Annotated in this window: 19 protein-coding genes and 1 pseudogene; 10 read left to right on the top strand and 10 right to left on the bottom strand. The window is 71.1% G+C overall.

Annotation, left to right across the window (positions count from 1 at the left end; all coding sequences use genetic code 11):
- The 3 genes from B7L92_RS27900 to B7L92_RS27890 all read right to left on the bottom strand — a co-directional run.
- The coding region (locus B7L92_RS27900; RefSeq protein WP_081240117.1) for a DUF5667 domain-containing protein at positions 1–1,151 on the bottom strand (1,151 nt) is incomplete at its 3' end.
- A gap of 241 nt (positions 1,152–1,392) precedes the next feature.
- Positions 1,393–2,223 carry an ECF subfamily RNA polymerase sigma factor, BldN family gene (locus B7L92_RS27895; protein ID WP_081240116.1) on the bottom strand — a complete coding sequence of 277 codons (831 nt, stop codon included), beginning with the start codon at positions 2,221–2,223 and terminating at the stop codon, positions 1,393–1,395.
- 355 nt (positions 2,224–2,578) lie between these two features.
- Positions 2,579–3,490, bottom strand: a complete 912-nt coding sequence (locus tag B7L92_RS27890) for an HAD family hydrolase (protein ID WP_081240115.1) — start codon at positions 3,488–3,490, stop codon at positions 2,579–2,581.
- A gap of 96 nt (positions 3,491–3,586) precedes the next feature.
- Here B7L92_RS27890 and B7L92_RS27885 point away from each other — a divergent pair, with 96 nt between their 5' ends.
- The 5 genes from B7L92_RS27885 to B7L92_RS27865 all read left to right on the top strand — a co-directional run bounded on the left by B7L92_RS27885 (position 3,587) and on the right by B7L92_RS27865 (position 9,341).
- Positions 3,587–3,877, top strand: a complete 291-nt coding sequence (locus B7L92_RS27885; RefSeq protein ID WP_174704029.1) for a glutaredoxin family protein — start codon at positions 3,587–3,589, stop codon at positions 3,875–3,877.
- Between the two features lie 319 nt (positions 3,878–4,196).
- On the top strand, positions 4,197–4,970 hold the full coding sequence (locus B7L92_RS27880; protein ID WP_004984868.1) for a redox-sensing transcriptional repressor Rex: 774 nt from the start codon (positions 4,197–4,199) through the stop codon (positions 4,968–4,970).
- On the top strand, positions 4,967–6,670 hold the full coding sequence (locus B7L92_RS27875; protein WP_081240113.1) for a glutamyl-tRNA reductase: 1,704 nt from the start codon (positions 4,967–4,969) through the stop codon (positions 6,668–6,670). The genes B7L92_RS27880 and B7L92_RS27875 overlap by 4 nt, the downstream gene beginning before the upstream one ends.
- Positions 6,667–7,626, top strand: a complete 960-nt coding sequence (hemC, locus tag B7L92_RS27870; protein ID WP_081240112.1) for a hydroxymethylbilane synthase — start codon at positions 6,667–6,669, stop codon at positions 7,624–7,626. Before B7L92_RS27875 ends, hemC begins: the two co-directional genes overlap by 4 nt.
- Positions 7,623–9,341 carry a bifunctional uroporphyrinogen-III C-methyltransferase/uroporphyrinogen-III synthase gene (locus B7L92_RS27865; RefSeq protein ID WP_081240111.1) on the top strand — a complete coding sequence of 573 codons (1,719 nt, stop codon included), beginning with the start codon at positions 7,623–7,625 and terminating at the stop codon, positions 9,339–9,341. Before hemC ends, B7L92_RS27865 begins: the two co-directional genes overlap by 4 nt.
- A gap of 90 nt (positions 9,342–9,431) precedes the next feature.
- On the opposite strand, the gene B7L92_RS27860 is transcribed toward B7L92_RS27865, so the two are convergent.
- The 3 genes from B7L92_RS27860 to B7L92_RS27850 are packed head-to-tail and all read right to left on the bottom strand — an operon-like array spanning position 9,432 to position 12,712.
- Positions 9,432–10,625, bottom strand: a complete 1,194-nt coding sequence (locus B7L92_RS27860) for a type II toxin-antitoxin system HipA family toxin (protein ID WP_081240110.1) — start codon at positions 10,623–10,625, stop codon at positions 9,432–9,434.
- Positions 10,615–12,270 (bottom strand): DUF262 domain-containing protein, encoded by a 1,656-nt coding sequence (locus tag B7L92_RS27855; protein ID WP_081240109.1) that lies wholly within the window; start codon positions 12,268–12,270, stop codon positions 10,615–10,617. The genes B7L92_RS27860 and B7L92_RS27855 overlap by 11 nt, the downstream gene beginning before the upstream one ends.
- Before the next feature lie 55 nt (positions 12,271–12,325).
- A complete protein-coding gene (locus B7L92_RS27850) occupies positions 12,326–12,712 on the bottom strand; it encodes a DUF4357 domain-containing protein (RefSeq protein ID WP_218030477.1) in 387 nt (128 codons plus the stop codon).
- A 79-nt stretch (positions 12,713–12,791) separates the two neighbouring features.
- Between B7L92_RS27850 and B7L92_RS27845 the strand changes: the two genes are divergently transcribed.
- The gene (locus B7L92_RS27845; protein WP_081240107.1) at positions 12,792–12,971 is read left to right on the top strand and encodes a hypothetical protein; all 180 of its coding nucleotides are present in this window, start codon (positions 12,792–12,794) and stop codon (positions 12,969–12,971) included.
- Positions 12,972–13,028: 57 nt separating this feature from the next.
- Here the strand turns inward: B7L92_RS27845 and B7L92_RS27840 are convergent, their stop codons facing one another.
- Positions 13,029–13,235, bottom strand: coding sequence for a DUF397 domain-containing protein (locus tag B7L92_RS27840; RefSeq protein ID WP_081240106.1), 207 nt, complete (start codon positions 13,233–13,235; stop codon positions 13,029–13,031).
- Positions 13,232–14,065 carry a helix-turn-helix domain-containing protein gene (locus B7L92_RS27835; RefSeq protein ID WP_081240105.1) on the bottom strand — a complete coding sequence of 278 codons (834 nt, stop codon included), beginning with the start codon at positions 14,063–14,065 and terminating at the stop codon, positions 13,232–13,234. The genes B7L92_RS27840 and B7L92_RS27835 overlap by 4 nt, the downstream gene beginning before the upstream one ends.
- Before the next feature lie 202 nt (positions 14,066–14,267).
- On the opposite strand from B7L92_RS27835, the pseudogene B7L92_RS27830 reads away from it, so the two are divergent.
- Positions 14,268–15,014 (top strand): annotated as a pseudogene (locus B7L92_RS27830) (methyltransferase domain-containing protein); the annotation flags it as partial.
- On the top strand, positions 14,966–15,352 hold the full coding sequence (locus B7L92_RS27825; RefSeq protein ID WP_081240118.1) for an ATP-binding protein: 387 nt from the start codon (positions 14,966–14,968) through the stop codon (positions 15,350–15,352). The pseudogene B7L92_RS27830 and the gene B7L92_RS27825, both read left to right, overlap by 49 nt.
- Before the next feature lie 19 nt (positions 15,353–15,371).
- Here B7L92_RS27825 and B7L92_RS27820 read toward each other — a convergent pair whose 3' ends face one another.
- Positions 15,372–15,899 carry an SMI1/KNR4 family protein gene (locus B7L92_RS27820; protein WP_081240104.1) on the bottom strand — a complete coding sequence of 176 codons (528 nt, stop codon included), beginning with the start codon at positions 15,897–15,899 and terminating at the stop codon, positions 15,372–15,374.
- Positions 15,900–16,134: 235 nt separating this feature from the next.
- Here B7L92_RS27820 and B7L92_RS27815 point away from each other — a divergent pair, with 235 nt between their 5' ends.
- Both B7L92_RS27815 and B7L92_RS27810 read left to right on the top strand, forming a co-directional pair.
- On the top strand, positions 16,135–16,521 hold the full coding sequence (locus B7L92_RS27815) for an SRPBCC family protein (RefSeq protein ID WP_081240103.1): 387 nt from the start codon (positions 16,135–16,137) through the stop codon (positions 16,519–16,521).
- 445 nt (positions 16,522–16,966) lie between these two features.
- The gene (locus B7L92_RS27810; RefSeq protein ID WP_081240102.1) at positions 16,967–17,971 is read left to right on the top strand and encodes a helix-turn-helix domain-containing protein; all 1,005 of its coding nucleotides are present in this window, start codon (positions 16,967–16,969) and stop codon (positions 17,969–17,971) included.
- A gap of 46 nt (positions 17,972–18,017) precedes the next feature.
- On the opposite strand, the gene B7L92_RS27805 is transcribed toward B7L92_RS27810, so the two are convergent.
- Positions 18,018–19,241, bottom strand: coding sequence for an MFS transporter (locus tag B7L92_RS27805; RefSeq protein WP_081240101.1), 1,224 nt, complete (start codon positions 19,239–19,241; stop codon positions 18,018–18,020).
- Positions 19,242–19,553: the final 312 nt, after the last annotated feature.

The following is a 19,553-nucleotide window of genomic DNA, read 5'->3' as shown; positions in this document are numbered from 1 at the left end:
CCTCCCGGGGCCTGCGGCGACGTGTCGGCGCCGCTCTCCCGGGGCGGGTCGAGCAGGTCGCCGGTGTTGCCGCCGAGCAGGCCGTCGTCCTCGGCGTCGGTGCCGGCGGAGCTGCTGGGCCCCTGGCTGCCGGTGCCGCTCCCGTCGGAAGCGCCGTCGCCGCTGCTGGTACTGGGCGCCGGTGAGGGGCCCGTGGCGGACGGGGTGCCGGGCGTCGGACCGGAGCCGCGCTGCCGTTCGTCGGCGCCGTCCTTCCGGGACGGGGGCGCGGGGAGCAGGGACTGCAGCGGGGCGACGTCCTGCTCTATGGCGTCGAACACCGACGACACCTGCTCACTGACGTCCCCCAACTGCACCGGCAGTTGGTCGCGCAGGGTGCCCCAGGTCTCGCGGTGCGCGTGGGAGAAGGAGGAGAGCGTCCGCATGGGGCCCAGGGAGTCCGGGTCGCGTGCGTAGGCCTCGCGCAGCAGCCGGTGGCCCTCGGAGGCGTCGTGCCGCATGCCGGACAGGGTGCGGCGGATCTCGCCGAGGGATTCGTGGTCGAGCGGGCCGCTGCGTCCGCGCTCCATCAGCCGACGGGCCTCGCTGAGGCGGGTGGAGGCGTGGTCGAGATGGATCCGGCCGCGCTCGGTGTTGTCGTCGGCGAGGCCGAGCCTGACGTCCTCGATGCCGCGCTTGAGGCCGTACAGGGATTCGCCGGGCAGGGCGTCGGAACTGGCGGCGGCGGCTCCGCCGAGGGCGCCGGCGGCGACACCGACGCTGAGTCCGCCCGCGGTGAGCCCTTTGGCCAGCCGTGAGCGCGGTCGCAGTCTGCCCAGGGGGGTCGCCCGGTGGGTGCCCCGGGCCCGGCGCGAGCGCTGTTCGGGCACGGACCGGTCCGTCGCCTCGCCCGCCGCGGTGCCCTCTTGGAGCATGGCCTCGAACGCGGCCACCAGCTGGGCCCGCTGGACGACCTTGACCTCGGGGTCCAGCTCCGGTTTGGGCAGTGCGCCGAGACCGGAGGCGAGTGTGAGCAGCCGTGCCCGCTCGCTCTCCCCGGTGGCCGGGGCCGGTCCTTCGGACTGCTCGGCCGCCGGGTCCCGGTCGGACTGCTCCTCCAGGGCCTGGGCGAAGGCGTTCGCCCGCCGGTGCGCCGATACGTTCGCGATCACTGGCGGCACCTCCTCTCGTCATGACGGTCGACTCCCCGGGGGGCCTGAGGGTTCCACACCCCGGCCGTGTCCACACGATCGGGTGATCGGAGCCGGTCAGGGGTGGCCGCAGGGAGCCTGTATCCCGCACAACGAGCGGCGCGGCACTTGGGTTACGGACGCCGGACGACCGAATGGGGAAGCCAACGGGGTTTCACGGAACGTGAGTTGAATGTGTCGGAGAGTGCTCCGGCCGCTCCGGTCAGCGCGCGTCGTCCGGGAGGAGCCGGGCGAGGGTGCGGACGGCCCGGTACTGGAGGGTCTTGATGGCGCCCTCGTTCTTGCCCATCACGCGGGCGGTCTCGGCGACGGAGAGGCCTTGGAGGAATCGGAGCGTGACGCACTCCTGCTGTTGGGGGTTGAGTCGTCGTACGGCATCGAGGAGGGCGGCGTTGGACAGCGATTCGAGGACGGAGTCCTCGGGGGACCGCTCGACCTCGTTGGCGTCGAGCATCTCCCCGGTGGTGACCTCGAGCCGGAAGCGGCTGGACTTGAAGTGGTCGGCGACCAGGTTGCGGGCGATGGTCACGAGCCAGGCGCCGAAGTCGCGCCCCTGCCAGGTGAAGGTGCCGATGCGGCGCAGCGCCCGCAGAAAGGTCTCGCTGGTGAGGTCCTCGGCGGTCGCCCTGCCGCCCACCCGGTAGTAGATGTACCGGTACACGGTGTCGCTGTACTGGTCGTAGAGCCGTCCGAAGGCCTCGGCCTCGCCGGCCTGGGCGCGCTCCACGAGGTCCATCATCCGGGCGCTGTCGCTGTCGGCGGCGGGACGGCGCGCGGCGGCCGGGCCGGAGGGGCGTCCCCGCCGGCCGACCGTCCGCCCGTCGCCCGACCGCCGCCCCTCGACGACGGCGCTGCGCGTCGGCACCTGCTCGAGGCCGTCGGCGAGGGCGTAGCACGGACCGACGGGGGCGATGGCGAAAGCGGGGACGGTGTACGCGGTGGGGACGATGCCGCGCAACGTGTCCCGGGCCCTCACGACTGTCGCGCGCAGCGCAGCCAGGCCCGAGGCGTCAACCCCGACGTGTGGATACACGGGACTCCCAGAGGCAGAGCTTCCATCACGTGCAGTACGGAACCTTTCACCCGTCGTGGCGACGGAGGGGTACCGGTTTGCGTCTGAGGAGAATAACGCTTCGTACAGGCGCTGCTACGCCCAGTTGCTCAAATCGTCGATTACGTCGCTTCCGTAACCGGTTGACGTCCTCTCGCCCATCGAAGGGTGACCGATTGGTGACCGGAATTCTTCGTGTTCCGGTTCGGTACGGGACGAGTTGTGGCCGTGTGCAGCCAACAGGACTGGGCAGAGGGGTTGCGGGGTAGAGCAGTCGGATTGGCCGGGTTCCCCGGCGGGGCGGTGCTCCTGCCCCCGGACGATCGGGACGATCGTTTCAGCGGCGCTTGCGGTGCAGGGCGATGGCCGCCGCCGTGCCGCCCGCCACCGCGCCCACGCCCGCCGCCGCGGGGATGCCGACCTTCGCCGCCTTGCGGCCGGTGCGGTAGTCGCGCAGGCGCCAGTCCATCCGGCGCGCGTGCTTGCGGAGCTTGGCGTCCGGGTTGATCGCGTACGGGTGGCCCACCAGCGACAGCATCGGGATGTCGTTGTGCGAATCGCTGTACGCCGCGCAGCGGCTCAGGTCCAGTTCCTCCGCGAGCGCCAGCGCGCGCACCGCCTCCGCCTTGGCCGGCCCGTGCAGTGGCTCGCCCACCAGCTTGCCCGTGTACACGCCGTCGATCGACTCCGCCACCGTGCCCAGCGCCCCGGTCAGCCCCAGCCGGCGTGCGATCACCTGGGCGATCTCCACCGGTGCCGCCGTGACCAGCCACACCCGCTGTCCGGCGTCCAGGTGCGCCTGGGCGAGCGCCCGCGTTCCCGGCCAGATCCGCTCGGCCATGTACTCGTCGTAGATCTCCTCGCCGATGGACTGCAGCTCGGAGACGCGATGGCCCTGGACGATCGACAGGGCCGAGTCGCGGGCCTCCTGCATGTGCTCGGGGTCCTCGACGCCCGCCAGCCGGAACCACGCCTGCTGCCAGGCGAACCGCATCAGCTCGCGCGTCTCGAAGAACTTCCGCTTGTACAGGCCCCGCCCGAAGTGGAACAGGGCCGCGCCCTGCATCACCGTGTTGTCCAGGTCGAAGAACGCGGCAGCCCGGTCGTCGCCGTGAACCGGGAACTCCGGTTCGCGGTCGGAAACGTCCTGGGTGGATTTGCGTGCTGCCTCCGCAGAGGCCTCGCCTGCCAACACGCTCCGCGCCGTGGCGGAACGCCTACGGGGAGTGAGCCATCCTAGAGCGGCCATGGCGTGAGCATAGCCAGTCCGGACGGTGGTTCCGGACCCGAGACGTTCGCACGTCGTGAACTCTTCGCGTCCGTGTCGTTAAGGCCGCGCGCGACAATGGCCGGTATGAGCCCTCTTTTCCGCCGCAACACCCCGGCCGCCCCGCGGGACCGGCTCGTCACCCTCGTCCGCAAGCCCGGCTGCCATCTGTGCGACGAAGCGCAGGTGGTGGTGGAGAAGGTGTGCGGTGAGCTCGGCGTCCGCTGGGAGCGGAAGGACATCACCCAGGACCCGGACCTGCACGAGCGGTACTGGGAGCAGATCCCCGTCGTGCTCGTCGACGGCCGGCAGCACACCTTCTGGCGCGTGAACGAGGACCGCCTCCGCGGCGCCCTCACCGGCCCCTGAGGCGTTCGGGCCGCCCGGACGATCAACTGACCGATCAGTCCAAACGGACCGGAAAGTCGCTTAGGATCGATGGTGACTTGGTCTCGGGGGCGGGATTCACAGAGGAAGGTGTGCGGTTTTGCCCCCAGAAGTCAAGGAGCGGCGGTGCGGGTGCGCCGGTTCCACGCGACGGCCCCGGGGTTTCGTGACCCCGGTCACGTTGGCCGGGCAAATCGGACACCATCTTTGTGCACGCGTTCACAAAGACATAGCCTGCATTCGACGGGGCGGTCCGGGGACGTATGACCGCCCGAAGCCCCGCTCTACCCGCAGGAGCACCGTGGCAACTGGCCGAACTCACCGACCGGCGACCCGTAGCCGAGGGATTCCCGAGGCCACCGTCGCCAGGCTTCCGCTGTACCTCCGCGCCCTCACCGCGCTCTCCGAGCGCTCGGTGCCCACGGTCTCCTCGGAGGAGCTGGCGGCCGCCGCGGGCGTCAACTCCGCGAAGCTGCGCAAAGACTTCTCCTACCTCGGCTCCTACGGGACCAGGGGCGTCGGCTACGACGTCGAGTATCTCGTGTACCAGATCTCCCGTGAACTCGGCCTGACCCAGGACTGGCCGGTTGTGATCGTAGGAATCGGCAACCTCGGTGCCGCACTCGCCAACTACGGCGGCTTCGCCTCCCGTGGTTTCCGGGTCGCCGCGCTCATCGACGCCGACCCAGGGATGGCCGGAAAGCCCGTCGCCGGGATCCCGGTGCAGCACACCGACGAGCTGGAATCGATCATCCGGGACAACGGCGTCTCGATCGGCGTGATCGCGACCCCCGCGGGCGCCGCCCAGCAGGTCTGCGACCGGCTCGTGGCCGCCGGCGTCACCTCCATCCTGAACTTCGCGCCCACCGTGCTGTCCGTCCCGGACGGCGTCGACGTGCGCAAGGTGGACCTCTCCATCGAGCTGCAGATCCTCGCCTTCCACGAGCAGCGCAAGGCCGGCGAGGAGGCCACGACCGGGGTCGCCGCCGAGACCGCCGTCCCGGCCGCCGCCCGCGAGGAGTCCGGCACCGACCAGGGACCCGACGGGGACGTGCCCGCCGTGATGCCGGCATGAGTCTCCTCGTCGTCGGACTGAGCCACCGCAGCGCCCCGGTCAGCGTGCTGGAGCGGGCCTCGCTGCACCCGGACGCGCGGGCCAAGCTCGCGCAGGACACGGTCGCCGCCGAACCGGCCGCCGAGGCCGCGGTGCTCGCCACCTGCAACCGCATCGAGCTCTACGCCGACGTGGACAAGTTCCACGCCGGTGTCGCCGAGCTGTCCACGCTGCTGGCCCAGCACAGCGGGGTCGGCCTGGAGGAGCTCACTCCTTATCTTTATGTGCACTACGAGGACCGGGCCGTCCACCACCTGTTCTCGGTGGCCTGCGGACTGGACTCGATGGTCGTGGGCGAGGGCCAGATCCTCGGCCAGATCAAGGACTCGCTCGCCCGGTCCCAGGAGCTGCACACCGCCGGCCGGCTGCTGAACGACCTGTTCCAGCAGGCGCTCAGGGTCGGCAAGCGCGCCCACTCCGAGACCGGCATCGACCGCGCCGGGCAGTCCCTGGTCACCTTCGGCCTGGAGCAGCTCGCCGCCGGCACGGACGTCGGGAGCTGGGCCCGGGGCAAGAAGGCCCTGGTCATCGGCGCCGGTTCGATGTCGTCGCTGGCCGCGGCCACCCTCGCGCGGGCCGGTGTCGCCGAGATAGTCGTCGCCAACCGCACGCACGAGCGCGCCGAGCGCCTCACACAGATATTGACCGAGGACGACGACACGGACGTCCTGGCCCGCGCGGTACCGATGGGATCGGTGCCGGACGAGTTGACACGTGCCGACGTCGTCGTCTCCTGCACCGGCGCGACCGGGCTCGTCCTGACGGCCGACGCCGTCGCCGCCGCGGTGCAGGGCCGTACCGGCGAGCAGCCGGCCGTCGCCCCCGACGAGCGTTCCCCGGACGTACCGGCCTCGTCGGCGCCCCCCTCCGTCGGCGCCGAGGAAGGCTGTCCGCTGGAGCTGTCCGCCGTGCAGCCCGGCTTCTCCGTGATGGGCGAGGCGGCCGTCGCCGGCATGGACGCGGCGACGCTGGAGCAGCACGCCGCATGGGTCGCCGGCGGCACGGTCGACCGCAGGGAGGCCGGGAAGCGCGGCCCCGAGGCCGACGCCGAGCTGATCGGCGCGCTGGCCGCCACCGCGACGAGCGCCGGCCGGATCCCCGAGCTGCGCCGCCCGGAGCCGGTGGCCGAACCGCCGCGTCCGGAGCCCGTGCTGTTCCTGCTCGACCTCGCGATGCCGCGCGACGTCGACGCGGCCGTGCACCACCTCGCCGGGGTGCGGCTGGTCGACATCGAATCGCTCGCGGAGGCCTCCGCGGACGCTCCGATGGCTGCCGATGTGGACCAGGTCAGGCGTATCGTCTCCGATGAGGTCGCGGCCTTCGGGGCGGCGCAGCGGGCGGCGCACATCACGCCGACCGTGGTCGCCCTGCGCACCATGGCCGCGGACGTGGTCGCCGGTGAGATCGCCCGCCTGGAAGGGCGACTGCCCGGCCTCGACGACAAGCACCGCGCGGAGATCACACAGACCGTACGGCGGGTGGTCGACAAGCTGTTGCACGCGCCGACCGTACGGGTCAAGCAGCTCGCAGCCGAGCCCGGCGGCGCCGGGTACGCCGACGCACTGCGCACCCTGTTCAACCTCGACCCCGAGACGGTGGCAGCCGTCTCCCGGGCCGGGGAAAGCACCGAGAAGAACCCAGAGAACCGAGGGCCGGCATGACTGAGAAGGCACTGAGGCTGGGGACCAGGCGCAGCAAGCTCGCCATGGCCCAGTCCGGCCAGGTGGCGGAAGCCGTGCGCCAGGTGACCGGACGGCCCGTCGAACTCGTCCCCATCACCACGTACGGCGACACCTCGCGCGAGCACCTCGCGCAGATCGGCGGCACGGGCGTGTTCGTGGCCGCGCTGCGGGAGGCGCTGGCACGCGGTGAGGTGGACTTCGCGGTGCACTCCCTGAAGGACATTCCGACCACGCAGCCCGACGAGCTGGTCGTGGCCGCCATTCCGGTGCGCGAGGACCCGCGCGACGTGATGGTGGGGCGCGACGTGCCCAAGTTCACCGACCTGCCGCGCGGCGCCCGCATCGGCACCGGTTCGCCGCGCCGCATGGCGCAGCTGAACGCGTACGCCCGCGCCCACGGCATGGACATCGAGACGGTGCCGATCCGCGGGAACGTCGACACCCGGATCGGGTACGTGCGCAGCGGTGAGCTGGACGCCGTCGTGCTGGCCGCCGCCGGCATGAACCGGGTCGGCCGCAGCGAGGAAGTGACCGACTTCCTGTCGGTCGACACGGTTCTGCCCGCCCCCGGCCAGGGGGCCCTGGCGGTCGAGTGCACCGCGGACAACGCGCCGCTGATCGCCGCGCTCGCCGAGCTCGACGACCCGTTCACCCGGGCCGCCGTGACGGCCGAGAGGTCACTGCTCGCCGCCCTGGAGGCCGGTTGCAGCGCCCCCGTGGGCGCGCTCGCCGACCTTCTGGGCGACGGGCAGACTGTCAAGGAAATGCGCCTGCGCGGCGTCGTCGGTACGACCGACGGCACCAAGCTGGTGCAGCTGTCCACCACCGGTCCCGTGCCCGAGACGCACGAGGCGGCGATGGCGCTCGGTAGCGAACTCGCCACCGAGATGCTGGCGCAGGGCGCGGCCGGTCTGATGGGGGAGCGAGCACATTGAGCCCCACCACCCTTCCCGCCCCTCCGGAACACGGGCACGTCACCTTCCTCGGTGCCGGACCCGGGGATCCGGGACTACTGACTCTGCGCGCCGTGGAGGCGCTGGCGAACGCGGACGTCCTCGTCGCCGAGCACGAGGTGCTCGACGTCGTGCGCCCGCACGCCAAGCAGGGCGTCGCCGAAGTGCACACGGACACGGACGCGGCGGGTTCCTCCGCGTCGTCCGCTCCGGGCACGGGCACGCCCCAGTTGACGGTTATTGATGGTGCATCAACAACCGTCGCCGTCCCCGCGGCGAGGGATGCCGCACATCTTGTCATGGAGGCCGCGCGGGGCGGCAGGCGGGTCGTGCGTGCGGTGACCGGTGACCCCGGGCTCGACGTGTACGCCGCCGAGGAGATGCTGGCGTGCGCCGCGGCCGGGGTGCCCTTCGAGGTCGTCCCCGGCATCGCGACGGCGGTCGGCGTGCCCGCGTACGCCGGTGTGCCGCTGCGGGACGCCGAGGGCGCGGACGTGCGGTTCGTGGACGCGCGCACGGCGTCCGACCGCTGCTGGACGGAGGTCGGGGCGTCGGACGCCACGGTGGTCGTCTCCAGCACGCTCGACTCGGTCGCCGCCACGGCGGGCGAACTGGTGTCCGCCGGGCGCAAGCCCGACACCCCCATGACGGTGACCGTCGCCGGTACGACGACCCGGCAGCGCACCTGGACGGCGACGCTCGGCACGATCGCGCAGACGCTGAAGCAGGCGAAGGTGCTGCCGTCCCCGGACGGCGGCCGACCGGTGATAGCCGTGGTCGGTGAGCGCAGTGCCGCCGCCCAGCGCGACCGGCTGTCGTGGTTCGAGTCCAAGCCGCTGTTCGGCTGGAAGGTCCTCGTCCCGCGCACCAAGGAGCAGGCGGCGTCGCTCTCCGACCAGCTGCGGTCGTACGGGGCCGTGCCGCACGAGGTGCCGACCATCGCGGTCGAGCCGCCGCGCACGCCCCAGCAGATGGAGCGGGCGGTCAAGGGCCTGGTGACGGGCCGCTACGAGTGGATCGCGTTCACGTCCGTCAACGCGGTCAAGGCGGTCCGCGAGAAGTTCGAGGAGTACGGCCTCGACGCCCGCGCCTTCGCCGGGATCAAGGTCGCGGCGGTGGGCGACCAGACGGCCAAGGCCCTGATCGACTTCGGGGTGCGGCCGGACCTGGTGCCGAGCGGCGAGCAGTCGGCCCGCGGGCTCGTGGAGGACTGGCCGCCGTACGACCCGGTCTTCGACCCGATCGACCGGGTGTTCCTGCCGCGGGCGGACATCGCCACGGAGACGCTGGTCGCCGGTCTCATCGAGCTGGGCTGGGAGGTCGACGACGTCACGGCCTACCGGACCGTGCGCGCCTCGCCGCCGCCGGCGGAGACCCGTGAGGCGATCAAGGGCGGCGGCTTCGACGCGGTGATGTTCACGTCGTCGTCGACGGTGCGGAACCTGGTGGGCATCGCGGGCAAGCCGCACAACGTGACGGTCATCGCGTGCATCGGCCCGGCCACGGCCAAGACGGCCGAGGAGCACGGGCTGCGGGTCGACGTCATGGCCCCCGAGCCGTCGGTGCACAAGCTGGCGGAGGCGCTGGCGGACTTCGGCGCCCGGCGCCGCGCCGCCGCGATCGAGGCCGGCGACCCGGTGACCCGGCCGAGCGAGCGGCGGCCGGGGTCGCGCAGGCGGCGGTCGACGAGCACCTGAGGTGAGGCGGGGCGCCCTTTCGGGGGCGCCCCGCCTCGTCCGGCCTCCGACGTCCCGATCACGTCGCCCGGGATCTCCGTGGTCATCACATCAGGCACGCATCAGTGGAAGCTGTTCAAGACGTTCGTCGATGGCCCTGACCACCATGTCGGGAACGGGGCAGTCCCGTTTCACCTGGGGCCAGGAGGTGGCCAGGGCCGCAACACTCTCCCGCACCGTCGAGGCGATCTGTTCGTCGGGAAGCATCAGCGACGGTGACATGGCGCGGAAGCTGTCGAGAGTGATGCGTTCGCAGTCGGCGGTTCCACTCAGAGGGAAAGCCAGCTTCTGGTCGGCCTTCGGGTAGGCGGCGATGCAGACCAGGTCGTATGCGGGCGAGAGCCGGGCCTGTCTCCCGGTCGGGTAGCGCAGAGTCCAGTTCTTCAGGTGTGCGTCCGCGTTTCCCATGACGATCATGGCGACGAGTCGACGTACGTACTCGACGACGTCCTCGGGTGGGCAGACCGCGTTGATCACACGACCGAGGCCGGCGTAATTGGCCCGATCGTATTTGGAGTCGGCGGCGACTTCGCGCACTTGCGCGAAGTCTTCCTGATGGATCCGGCCCTCACTCGTCCGGTCGAAGCGACGAACCGCGAGTACAGGCTCCGAGGGGTCGGCCAGCCCATCGGGCAGATTGCTGACCTCTGAGCCGGGGACGAGGACGGCCTCGGGTACGTCGATGCCCGACAGAGCGGCCCAGTGCAGCATGGCGTATTCATTGGCGGGGACGGCGGGGAAGCGCTCGTCGGGGAGTTTGACGATCCAGTCGCCGCCGCTCCCGGTGGTCGGAAGCACCAGCGCCTTCCCTGAGAAACGCATGGAGAACTTGGGCTGCACGCCGGCCAGTGAGAAGCGCAGGGCATGGTCGTGGCTGCATGTCTCGGGCTGGTCGTGGTCGGGGAGGTCGTCCAGCGGGGAGTCCGGTACCACGCGCACCGCACCAGGCAGGTCCTCACCGAGATGGTTCAGCAGTACGAAGTCGTGAATCCGCTGCTTGCCCAACTCGGCGGCCACCAGACGCCGGAGCCCGCTGCCTTGTTCCGGAAGCAGGTTCGCGAACCACTCCGGCACACTGCCGCTCGCTGTCCGGCGCTTGCGCGGATCACGTTCGAAACCTTGCCCGAGGATCGGGTGAACGGCTGTCAGGTCCGTGTATTCGAACCACGTGTTGCCCTTGTGGTAGCCCAGCACACCGACACGGCGGTCCCTCAGGAAGACCGTGGCGGTCACATCACGCTGCATCGGTGCTGTCTCCCCAGAGATTGTCGTCGAACAGGGCCTCGGCCTCGGGCCCGTCGGAGAATCCGAACAACGCCATGCGCTGCACATGATCCGAGATGACCGTGGTCATGATGTCGGCGCGGCGGGCCAGGAACTCGTCGGTGCTTTCGGTGGTGTGCGTGTCGAGTAGTTCCACGCACCGTTCGTCCATGCAGTGCGATCGAAGGACGGCAGGGTCCCACCGCTCCGAGAAGAAGCCGAACCCTGTCTTGTTCGCAGGATGGAGCACTTTGGCGGCCATGGTCCGGCCGGCCACGAGTGGCTGCAGTGGGGAGCTCCCGCTGTTGAGCATGTCCACCAACAGGCGGGAGTCGCTGAGCCGTGTGCCCGTCGGGTAGTGGTTCCCGTCCGAATCCGTGGCCTGCGCGAGGAGGACAGGGCGAGCCGACAGGAGACCGAGCACGTTGATCTTCGCTTGCGTTCGGTTCAGCGCTGTCTGGGTCAGATCCGGTTTCCAGAGTTCTCCGCCGATCGGCAGCAGGTCCAGCATCCGGGTGGCACTGGCGACAGGATCGTCATGTACAGCGCTGGCGTTGCGCCGCAGAGCGACGGTGTTCCCCTGCGGGGCCGCCCCGACCGCTGCTCCCCGCCAGACCCAGCGGCGCAAGAGCTCACTGCCTCGCCCGGTCGGGTGCCCGAACAGAGCGGCGTAACGGGTGAGTACGGGTACGTAAAGGGCGTACGGGAGCAGGCGCAGGTGGGGGATTCCGGCCTCGCTGCGCAACCAGTCGACCACCAGGCGAAGAGCCTTCTCGGTCCGGGCGAAGGCCTGTTGTCGGTCCTCGTCGTCCTTGAACTCCTGGCGGAAGTCGCGGTCTACCTGCCCGCCCCGCGTCGCCATCACGCTTTGCATGAGCAGTTGGGGGCTGAAGTCCCCGAAGTCGAGTGCTCCGACCCGGTCACGCAGCGCATCGAGATCGGACGGCTGCACGTCGAGGGGAGCGGAATGCAGAGCCTGGAAGATCTCGGCTCTCTTCAGGGTCTTGCCGAAGGTGTTCATCCGGTCGAAGATCTCGCGCAGCGCCTGCTCGTCGTCGCCCTCGATCTCGTACATGGGAATCTCGTAGGTGCGGATGGCGGTGGCCACCGAGTCGCAGAGGTCGTATTCCTCGTCGGTCAGCCACGGCCGTTCACGTTGCCAGGCGATGAGCCGCCGGTTGTCGCCGGCGACCCAGACCGGCAGCCAGTGATCACGCACGTTCTGGGAGTGCGGCGCGGACAGGAACCGTTTGCGGGCGTCTTTCTCCCGCAGGTCGTAGAAGATGCGGAACCGACGGTCCACCGTATCTTCGGATGCCGTGAGCGCACCGATGAGCGTGGTCAGACGCTGCTGTCCGTCAACCACCCACAACGCGTCGGATCGTTCCGGGGCGTCGAACCGGAGCTCGCCCAAGGTGATCTCGGCGGCCGGCGCGGGCTTGCGCCACATCAGCAGGTTGCCGATGGGATAGCCACGCAGGATGCTGTCGAAGAGCCGCTCGGAGTCGGAGGCTTCCCAGCGGTACGAACGCTGGAAGCGCGGAATCCGGATGCGCCCGCTCAGAGCCCATTCGACCAGTTCCAGCGGCGCGACACGGCCGACTTTGGGCTTGGTCACACCTGCCATGTCCCACCTCCGAGTGTCGTGCCATCGTAGGTCCGGGGGGTCGAGGTGCCCGTGCTCATCGCATGTCCCGCAACAGGGTGCCGTCCTCGGTGGCGAAGGCCGTCCAGCCGTTCTGGGAGTTGCCCGCGAGTGCCGTTGCCGCGCCCGAGGGGGTGTCATGAACGGAGCCGTCCTCCAGTCGGAGCGTGCCGTTCTCGAGCACTTCGGCATAGTGCACCCGGTTGAGATTTCGCCGCCGCCACACCAGCCGCTGACCGGGGTGAAGCCGCCGGTCCGCCAGAAGGGGACGGAGTGCGGCTTCCGGCGATGAGGGCGCGGCAGCCCCGCTCCCCGACTGCGTTGCCTTCTCCGGGAGGCCGAGGACCCGGCGGAGCGTGCTGTTCGGCGTGTCGACGAAGGGCTTCGCCCGTTTCTGCAGCTCTTCGTACACCTCGTCGTCCACCCGGATCGTGGGACTCATTTTACTTTCCCTCCCTGCTGGTGATCATGTCACAGTTGAAAGGTAGCAGAGTGGAACGGCCGTGCGGCGGATCCGGGCGAATGCCTCTGGGCCGATCAAGGCGCCGAGCCGCTTCGGGACGGCCGCCGGGATCGTCGAGGACCTTCAGGCCGCGCTGGAGGAGTTCGCCGCGATCGCGGAGACCGTGCACGGCAGACCCGGGGGCTCGGTGGAGGAGGCGGCGACCCCGGTCGCCGACTGACACGCAGAGGTGGCCCGCACCCGTGCATTCGGGTGCGGGCCACGTGCGTTTACTCGGTCAGTGCCCGGACGCGTACGGCAGGAAGGCCGTCCAGGTGGTGGGGGCGAGGGCGAGGCGGGGGCCGTTCGGGTTCTTGGAGTCGCGGACGAGGATGGTTGCCGGAGTGGTGGCGACCTCGACGCAGGACGGGCCGTCGTCCGAGCTGTGACTGCTCTTTATCCACTCCAGCTTGCCGTCGGCTCCGTCAGAGGGCTTGAGGGTCATGACTCTCCCAGCACTTTCTCGATGAAGGCCGGCGACTCTCGTGGTGTGAGAGCCTGCGCCCGGATGATCCCATAGCGCATGTCGAGGACCGTGGTCTCTTTCGGGTCGGTGATCACACGGTTGGTGAGCTGGACTTCGTTCAGACCCACGGCCGCTCCGTCCTTGAGCTTGAGCAGTCGGAAGGGGCCCCCGAGACCCGAGTTCTCCTCCCGGCTCAGAGGCAGCACCTGTAGGTCGACGTTCCGCAGCCGGGCCACTTCCGACAGTCGTTCGAGCTGGTTGTGCATCACCATCTTGCCCCCGGTCAAGCGGCGCAGCGTCGCTTCGCACAGCACAAAGCTGAAGAGTGGACGAGCTGTTGGGGCGCAGAAGATCTCCTGTCGATCCAGACGAGCGGCTACCCGCTGCTCCAATTCCTCTTCCGTGAACTGCGGTCGTCGGGAGCCGAACACGGCCCGCGCATATGCCTCGGTCTGCAAAAGCCCGTCGATGACGGAGTTGTTGTAGGAGCAGATTTCGACGGCTTCCGCCTCCAGGCGCTTCACGTCCCGTACCTTCTTCGGGTATCGGGCCTCCGCCACGTCCCCCTTCATTGCAGCGATCCTGCCGCCTGCGGCCAACACCTCGTCCGCGGCGTCCAGATACTCCGGCCGAGGAATCCGCCGTCCCCGCTCCACGGACGAGACCAGTTCCTCCCCGTACCCGATCGCCGCCCCGAACTCTGCCTGGGTGAGGCCGGCCGCTTCCCGCCACAGCTTCAACTGCCGTGTGACCGTGCGCATCACGGCCCCGGCCTCTTCGTCGTCCAGCCCCGCTTCCCACTCGCTCATGCTCGCCGTCCTCCCGTCGCGCGCCCTTCCCCGGACCAACCCCGGCCGCCCGCACCCGGTCACCCCGGGCAGGCCGGACAGGACCGGGCGCCTTGCGTACAGCCACCGGCCGTACGAGCTGCCCGTATTCACACAGTGCGTACGCGTGAACACACTGAGTGATGTGAATCGGGAAAACACCACACCACAGGAAGGGCGGTTCATGGCGATGCCCATCGACCTCGAAACCGATGCCGCCCGGCTGCGCGGGGCGATGGCGGAAGACCTCGCCGCACGCGGGTTCCTGGACGATCCGGGCTGGCGGGCGGCGGTGGAGGCGGTGCCCCGGCACCGGTTCGTGCCCGGTTTCTACCTGCCCGCCGACGAGTGCGACGGGCGGGGGCTGACCCGGTGGCAGCCCGTCACCGCCGACCTCGACCACGGGCGCTGGCTGGCCGCCGCGTACTCCGACACCACGCTCATCACCCAGTTCGACGGCGACGAGCCCGACTGGGAGGAGCCGGCCGAGCGGTACGGAGGGGCCCCGACCTCGTCCTCCACCCTGCCGTCGCTCGTGTTGCGGATGTGGGCCGACGCCGAGGTGCGGGAGGGGCACACGGTGCTGGAGATCGGCACAGGGACGGGCTACTCGACCGCGCTCGCCTGTGGACGCCTCGGGTCGGCCGGTGTCACGAGCGTCGAGGTGGACGCGCGCCGGCTGGAGCGGGCCGCGAGCGCGCTGCACGGCTGCGGTCACACGCCGACCCTCGCGGTCGCGGACGGGCTGTACGGGTACTGGCCCGAGGCGCCGTTCGACCGGATCGTCGCGGCCTGCTCCTTCCGTGCCGTGCCCCCGGCCCTGGTCGCCCAGACCCGGCCGGGCGGCAAGATCCTGCTGACGCTCTCGGGCCGGCTCCACGGATACGCCCGCGTCCTGCTCACACCCGCCGGGGCGCCCGTCTCGCCCGGCTGCTCGCCGCCGAACAACTGGGCGCCTGGGGAGTGCCGTTGGACCCGGCCCGGCTGATCGTCGCCGAACTCGCCGCGAACGCCGTGCTGCACGGGCGCGTGACCGGCCGGAGCTTCCGGCTCGGTCTCGCCGTCACCGCGCCCGCCACCCTCCGCATCGAGGTGACCGACGCCCGGGGCGAGAGCCTGCCCGTGTGCCGGAGCGTCCCCTCGGAACTCGCCGAGTCCGGCTACGGCCTGTTGCTGGTCGAGGAGTTGGCCGACCGCTGGGGTGTGCGCGAGGGCCCGGTACCGGTCAAGACCGTGTGGGCCGAGCTGGAACTCCGCCGCTGCCGGTGACCGCGCCACCGGCGGTGGCTCAGCGGCAGAGCGCGTCGATGTCCTCGACGAAGGCCGGGAACTCGGCGCGGGCCTCCGCGACGATGGCGCGGGCCGGGCGGCGTGGTGTGGTGGCGTGGCGTTCGGCGAGTTCGGTGAGTGCCGCGTCGGGGCGCGGCTCGCGCTCCTCGTACAGCACGGCCTCCATGGGGCCGTAGCCGTCGGCCAGGACCCACAGGAAGTCGGACAGGTTGCCGGCCACCACCCCGCACTCACCCTCCGAGCCCATGAAGACCACGGGCTGCTCGGCGAGGGGCCGGCCCGGCCGTCCGTACCAGACGGCCGCGAGGCCGCCGGTGCCGTCCTGGCCGAACGGCAGGTAGGCGTCACCGTCGAGATCGGGGTTTCCGGTCCACTGGCGGAGCCAGCCGGTGGTCTTCTCGGCGGAGTCGAAGGCGGCGTAGGGCTCGAAGTCGATCCCCTCGCCGTCGTCGTAGTCGAACTCCACGCGGGCCACGTCGGCGAGGGCGGGAGGGAAACTGCGGTCGTCAGCGGCTGTCTGGTTCACCCGGGCACCGTAACCGCCGTCACCGACAACGGGACCCGGAGGCGGGCGCTGCGGCTCACCCTGCTCGCGCCGGACCTCTGACTGCTTCTGTGCTCCGCCGGTCCCGGACCGGGGCGAGGGTTCGTGCGGGACTCGCCGCGAGGCGGCCCGCTTCGACGTGCGGGCGGGCCGGGGTGCGGCGACCCTGGGGGTACGGGGCGATGGCGACCGGTCGAGCGGAGGGTGGTTGCGGGGCATGGCCGAGCTGACCCTGCGGGCCGTCGGGGGCGCGCATCCGGACACGGTGTGGTTCCGCTACACCTCCTTCCGGCAGTGGCCCGCCTGGTCGCCGCAGATCGTCCGGGTGGAGACGCCTGACGAGCGCATCGGGCCCGGGGCGCGGGGGACGATCCGTTCCTTCCTCGGGGTCCGCGCCGCGTTCCTCGTGGAGTCCGTGGACGAGGAACGGCGCAACTGGGCCTGGCGGGTGCGGCTCGGGCCGCTGCGGATGCGTCTGACGCACGAGGTCCGGCCCCACCGGGACGGGACCGAGACCCGGCTCGGCATGCAGGGGCCGGCGCCCGTCCTGGCCGCCTACGCCCCGCTGGCACGTCTGGCGCTGCGCCGGCTCCTCACTCCCTGACCGTTCTCCTCGGGCCCTGACCCTTACCCCGGGACGGCGGCGCACCGGAGCCGGGAGGTGCGGGACGCGGCGGTCCGCGGGCCGGGGCTGCGGGCGGTAAAAGACCTAAGAACCAAGGGTAAAAACCAACCAACCTCACCAAACCTCGCGTTGATCACTCGAGCGGGTGAAACGCGTCGAACGGGCTGGCGCGGCGGTGGTGCGGGCGGGCAGTCTCGGCAGGAGAGCGGCCGAAGCAACTCGGCCTCCCCACAAACCTGTACGCATGTATCGGCCCCCGCCGGGACTGCCATCCCACTGCGAGGGCCTGACCAACGAGGAAGAAGTGACCTTCCCCATGGCTGAGACGAAGCCTAGCCCTGCCCCGCGCCCGAATCAGGGCGTTCGACGATCCGCCATCCCCTCCGGTGTCACACACGTACGCACGTACCAGTCCGGTCAGTACGTGGTGGTGGGCAACCACCTCGCCCAGCACCACGAGTTGTCGCTGACCGCGATCGGACTGGCCACCCACATGCTGTCGGTGCCCGAGGGCACCCCGGTCGACATCCGCAGCCTCGCGGAGCGCTTCCCCGAGGGGCGGGACCGGATCGCCTTCGCACTGCGGGAGTTGGAGGCGCACGGGTACCTGGAGCGGGTCCGTGAGCACACGGAGGCGGGGCGGCTGGTGACGCGTACCTACCTCCACCACACGCCGTTGCCGGGCCGGGCGGCCGCGTCATCCGTGCCCGCCCCCGTCCGGGCGGCCGGACGAGCGGCGGTGAACCGCGCCCGCTCGCGGACCCGTGACTCCGCTGCGGGCACGGGCGCGGGCGCGCGGGAGACGCTCCAGGAGGACGACCAAGCCCCCGGTGAGCCGGTGGTTCCTGGCCTTCCGGTCGCCCCGGTCCTCCCGGTCGTTCCGGTCGCCCCGTCCGCTTCGGTAGCCCCGGTCGTTCCGGTCGCCCCGGTCGCTCCGGACATGCCGGTGGACGTCTCCGACGCCCCCGCGCCCGTGGTCCCGTCGCGTGCCTCCGTCCGTCCCGACCGGAGGCACGAGGAGGCGGTCACCCTCCTCGCGGGACTGCGCCGTACCGACGAGCGCCTCACCCTGTCCCTGAGGGACGTGAACAGACTGGCCCCGAGCGTCGTCGACTGGCTCGAACGAGGGGCCACCTCCGCCGCCGTCCACCGCACGCTGACCGCCGACCTCCCCGTCGTCATGAAGCACCCGGCGGGCGTGATCGCCTACCGCCTCCGCGCTCTGCTGCCCCCGCCCCTCCCCGCGGCCCCGGCGCCTTCGCCGGGCACGGCGGCGCACACGGGCGGGACGGTCCACCGGCCGCACCGCCACCCCTTCCAGGACTGCGACGGCTGCGAACGGGTCTTCCGCGCACCGGAACCGGGCCGCTGCCGCGACTGCCGGACCGGCCCGACGGCGGCGGGAGAAGGCGACGCATGCGCGGCCTGAGCCCTTGCCCGCACATCCCCCTGTCCGCACATCCCCCCGTACCGCGTCAGGTGCCGGTCTTCCCGAGGCGGACGGTAGGGGTGCGGGCCACGAACGGCCGGGAGAGGACCGTGAGGGTGAGGGAGACCGCGGCCAGGACGGTGATCGTCGTGCCGGGGGTGAGGTACTGGGCGATGCCGCCGGCGAGCGCGGCCCCGATGCCCTGCCAGGTCATGCGCCCGGCGGACTCGACGCCCTGGACCTGGCCGCGGACCGCGTCGGGCGTCAGCGCCAGGAGCCGCTCCTGTAGGGGCAGGGTGGCGGCGAACCCGGCACCGGAGACGAACACGGCGGCCGTCGCCACCGGCAGGGGAGGGTGGAGGGCGAACAGCAGGTAGGGGGCGGCGAGCAGCAGGCGCAGGGCGAACGCGCAGCGGCGTCGCCACTCGGCGGTGAGCAGCCGTCCGACGGCCAGGTCCCCGAGGAGCATGCCCGCCGACCCGGCCGCCAGGAGGACGCCGGCGTGGTCCGGGGCGTAGGAGATGAACAGGGCCTCGCAGCCGACGATCAGACCGTTGGGGACCCACAGGTTCAGCAGCAGCGCACGGGGGCCGGAGCGGGAGAGGAGCGCGGTGTTCGCCGTCCAGGTCTCGCGCAGTCCGGGGCGGCGGGGCGGTCGGACCGAGTGTTCCCGGACGGTCGTCGCCACCACGACCAGTCCGGCCGCGGTCAGGACCGCCGCCGTGACGAAGAGGCCCTGCGGACTCAGGTACCGCAGCAGTACGGCGCCGAGCGCGAAGCCGAGGACGGCGGTGCCGCCCGCGGTGATGTTCATCAGTGAGCGCGCCGGCACGTACGCGGAGGCCGGCACCACCTCGGCGAGCAGTCCCATCCGCGTGCCGGTCGCCAGGGACTGGAAGAAACCCAGCACCAGCAGGAGGCCGAACCGGGCGGCCAGCGGCAGCCCCGGGACCGCCTGTGCGGCGACACCCACCAGGGAGACGCACTGGAGCGTGACCAGGGTGCGGCGGGGGCGGTCGCCGTCCGCGACGGACATCAGCGTCAGGGCGCCGAGCACGGTCGCGAAGGTGGCGCCGTACATGCTCACGGCCGTCAGGAACGGGGACCCGGTCCGGCGGTCGACCAGCGTGCCGAGCGCGAAGCCCGAGAGGGTGCTCGCGGCGACCGTCAGCGTGAAGCCGGCGTACAGGCCGGCGAACTCGCGGTTGCGGAGCAGGGCGCGGTAGCCGGTGGGGGAGGGAGCGGTGGGTGAGGGAGTGTCGGAAGACATGAAAAAAGCCTCCGAACGCTCCCGTGGGGGCGCCGAAGGCCGACCTGCAGATCATAGCAATCGGTCCGACCCGCCCGCCTGAGCTTCGGGCTTCTGCGTCGGCTACGTCAGAAGAACCACTGCGATGCCGAGCACGATGAAAGGCGCGATCGTGAGCACGGCTTTTCGTGCTGATCGGTGACGGGACGATCCCGCGTCACTGGTCGTCATCGCGCCGGCGGCGACAGCCATCGCGATCAGTGATACCGCGAGCAAACCGTAGACGATGATTCCTCCAGCAGAGAGAGCCGGTCCGGTGGGAACGGGCCACAG

The organism is Streptomyces viridosporus, from assembly GCF_002078235.1.
In the GTDB taxonomy this organism is placed as follows: Bacteria; Actinomycetota; Actinomycetes; order Streptomycetales; family Streptomycetaceae; genus Streptomyces; species Streptomyces viridosporus.
This window is presented reverse-complemented; position numbering and strand designations above follow the sequence as displayed.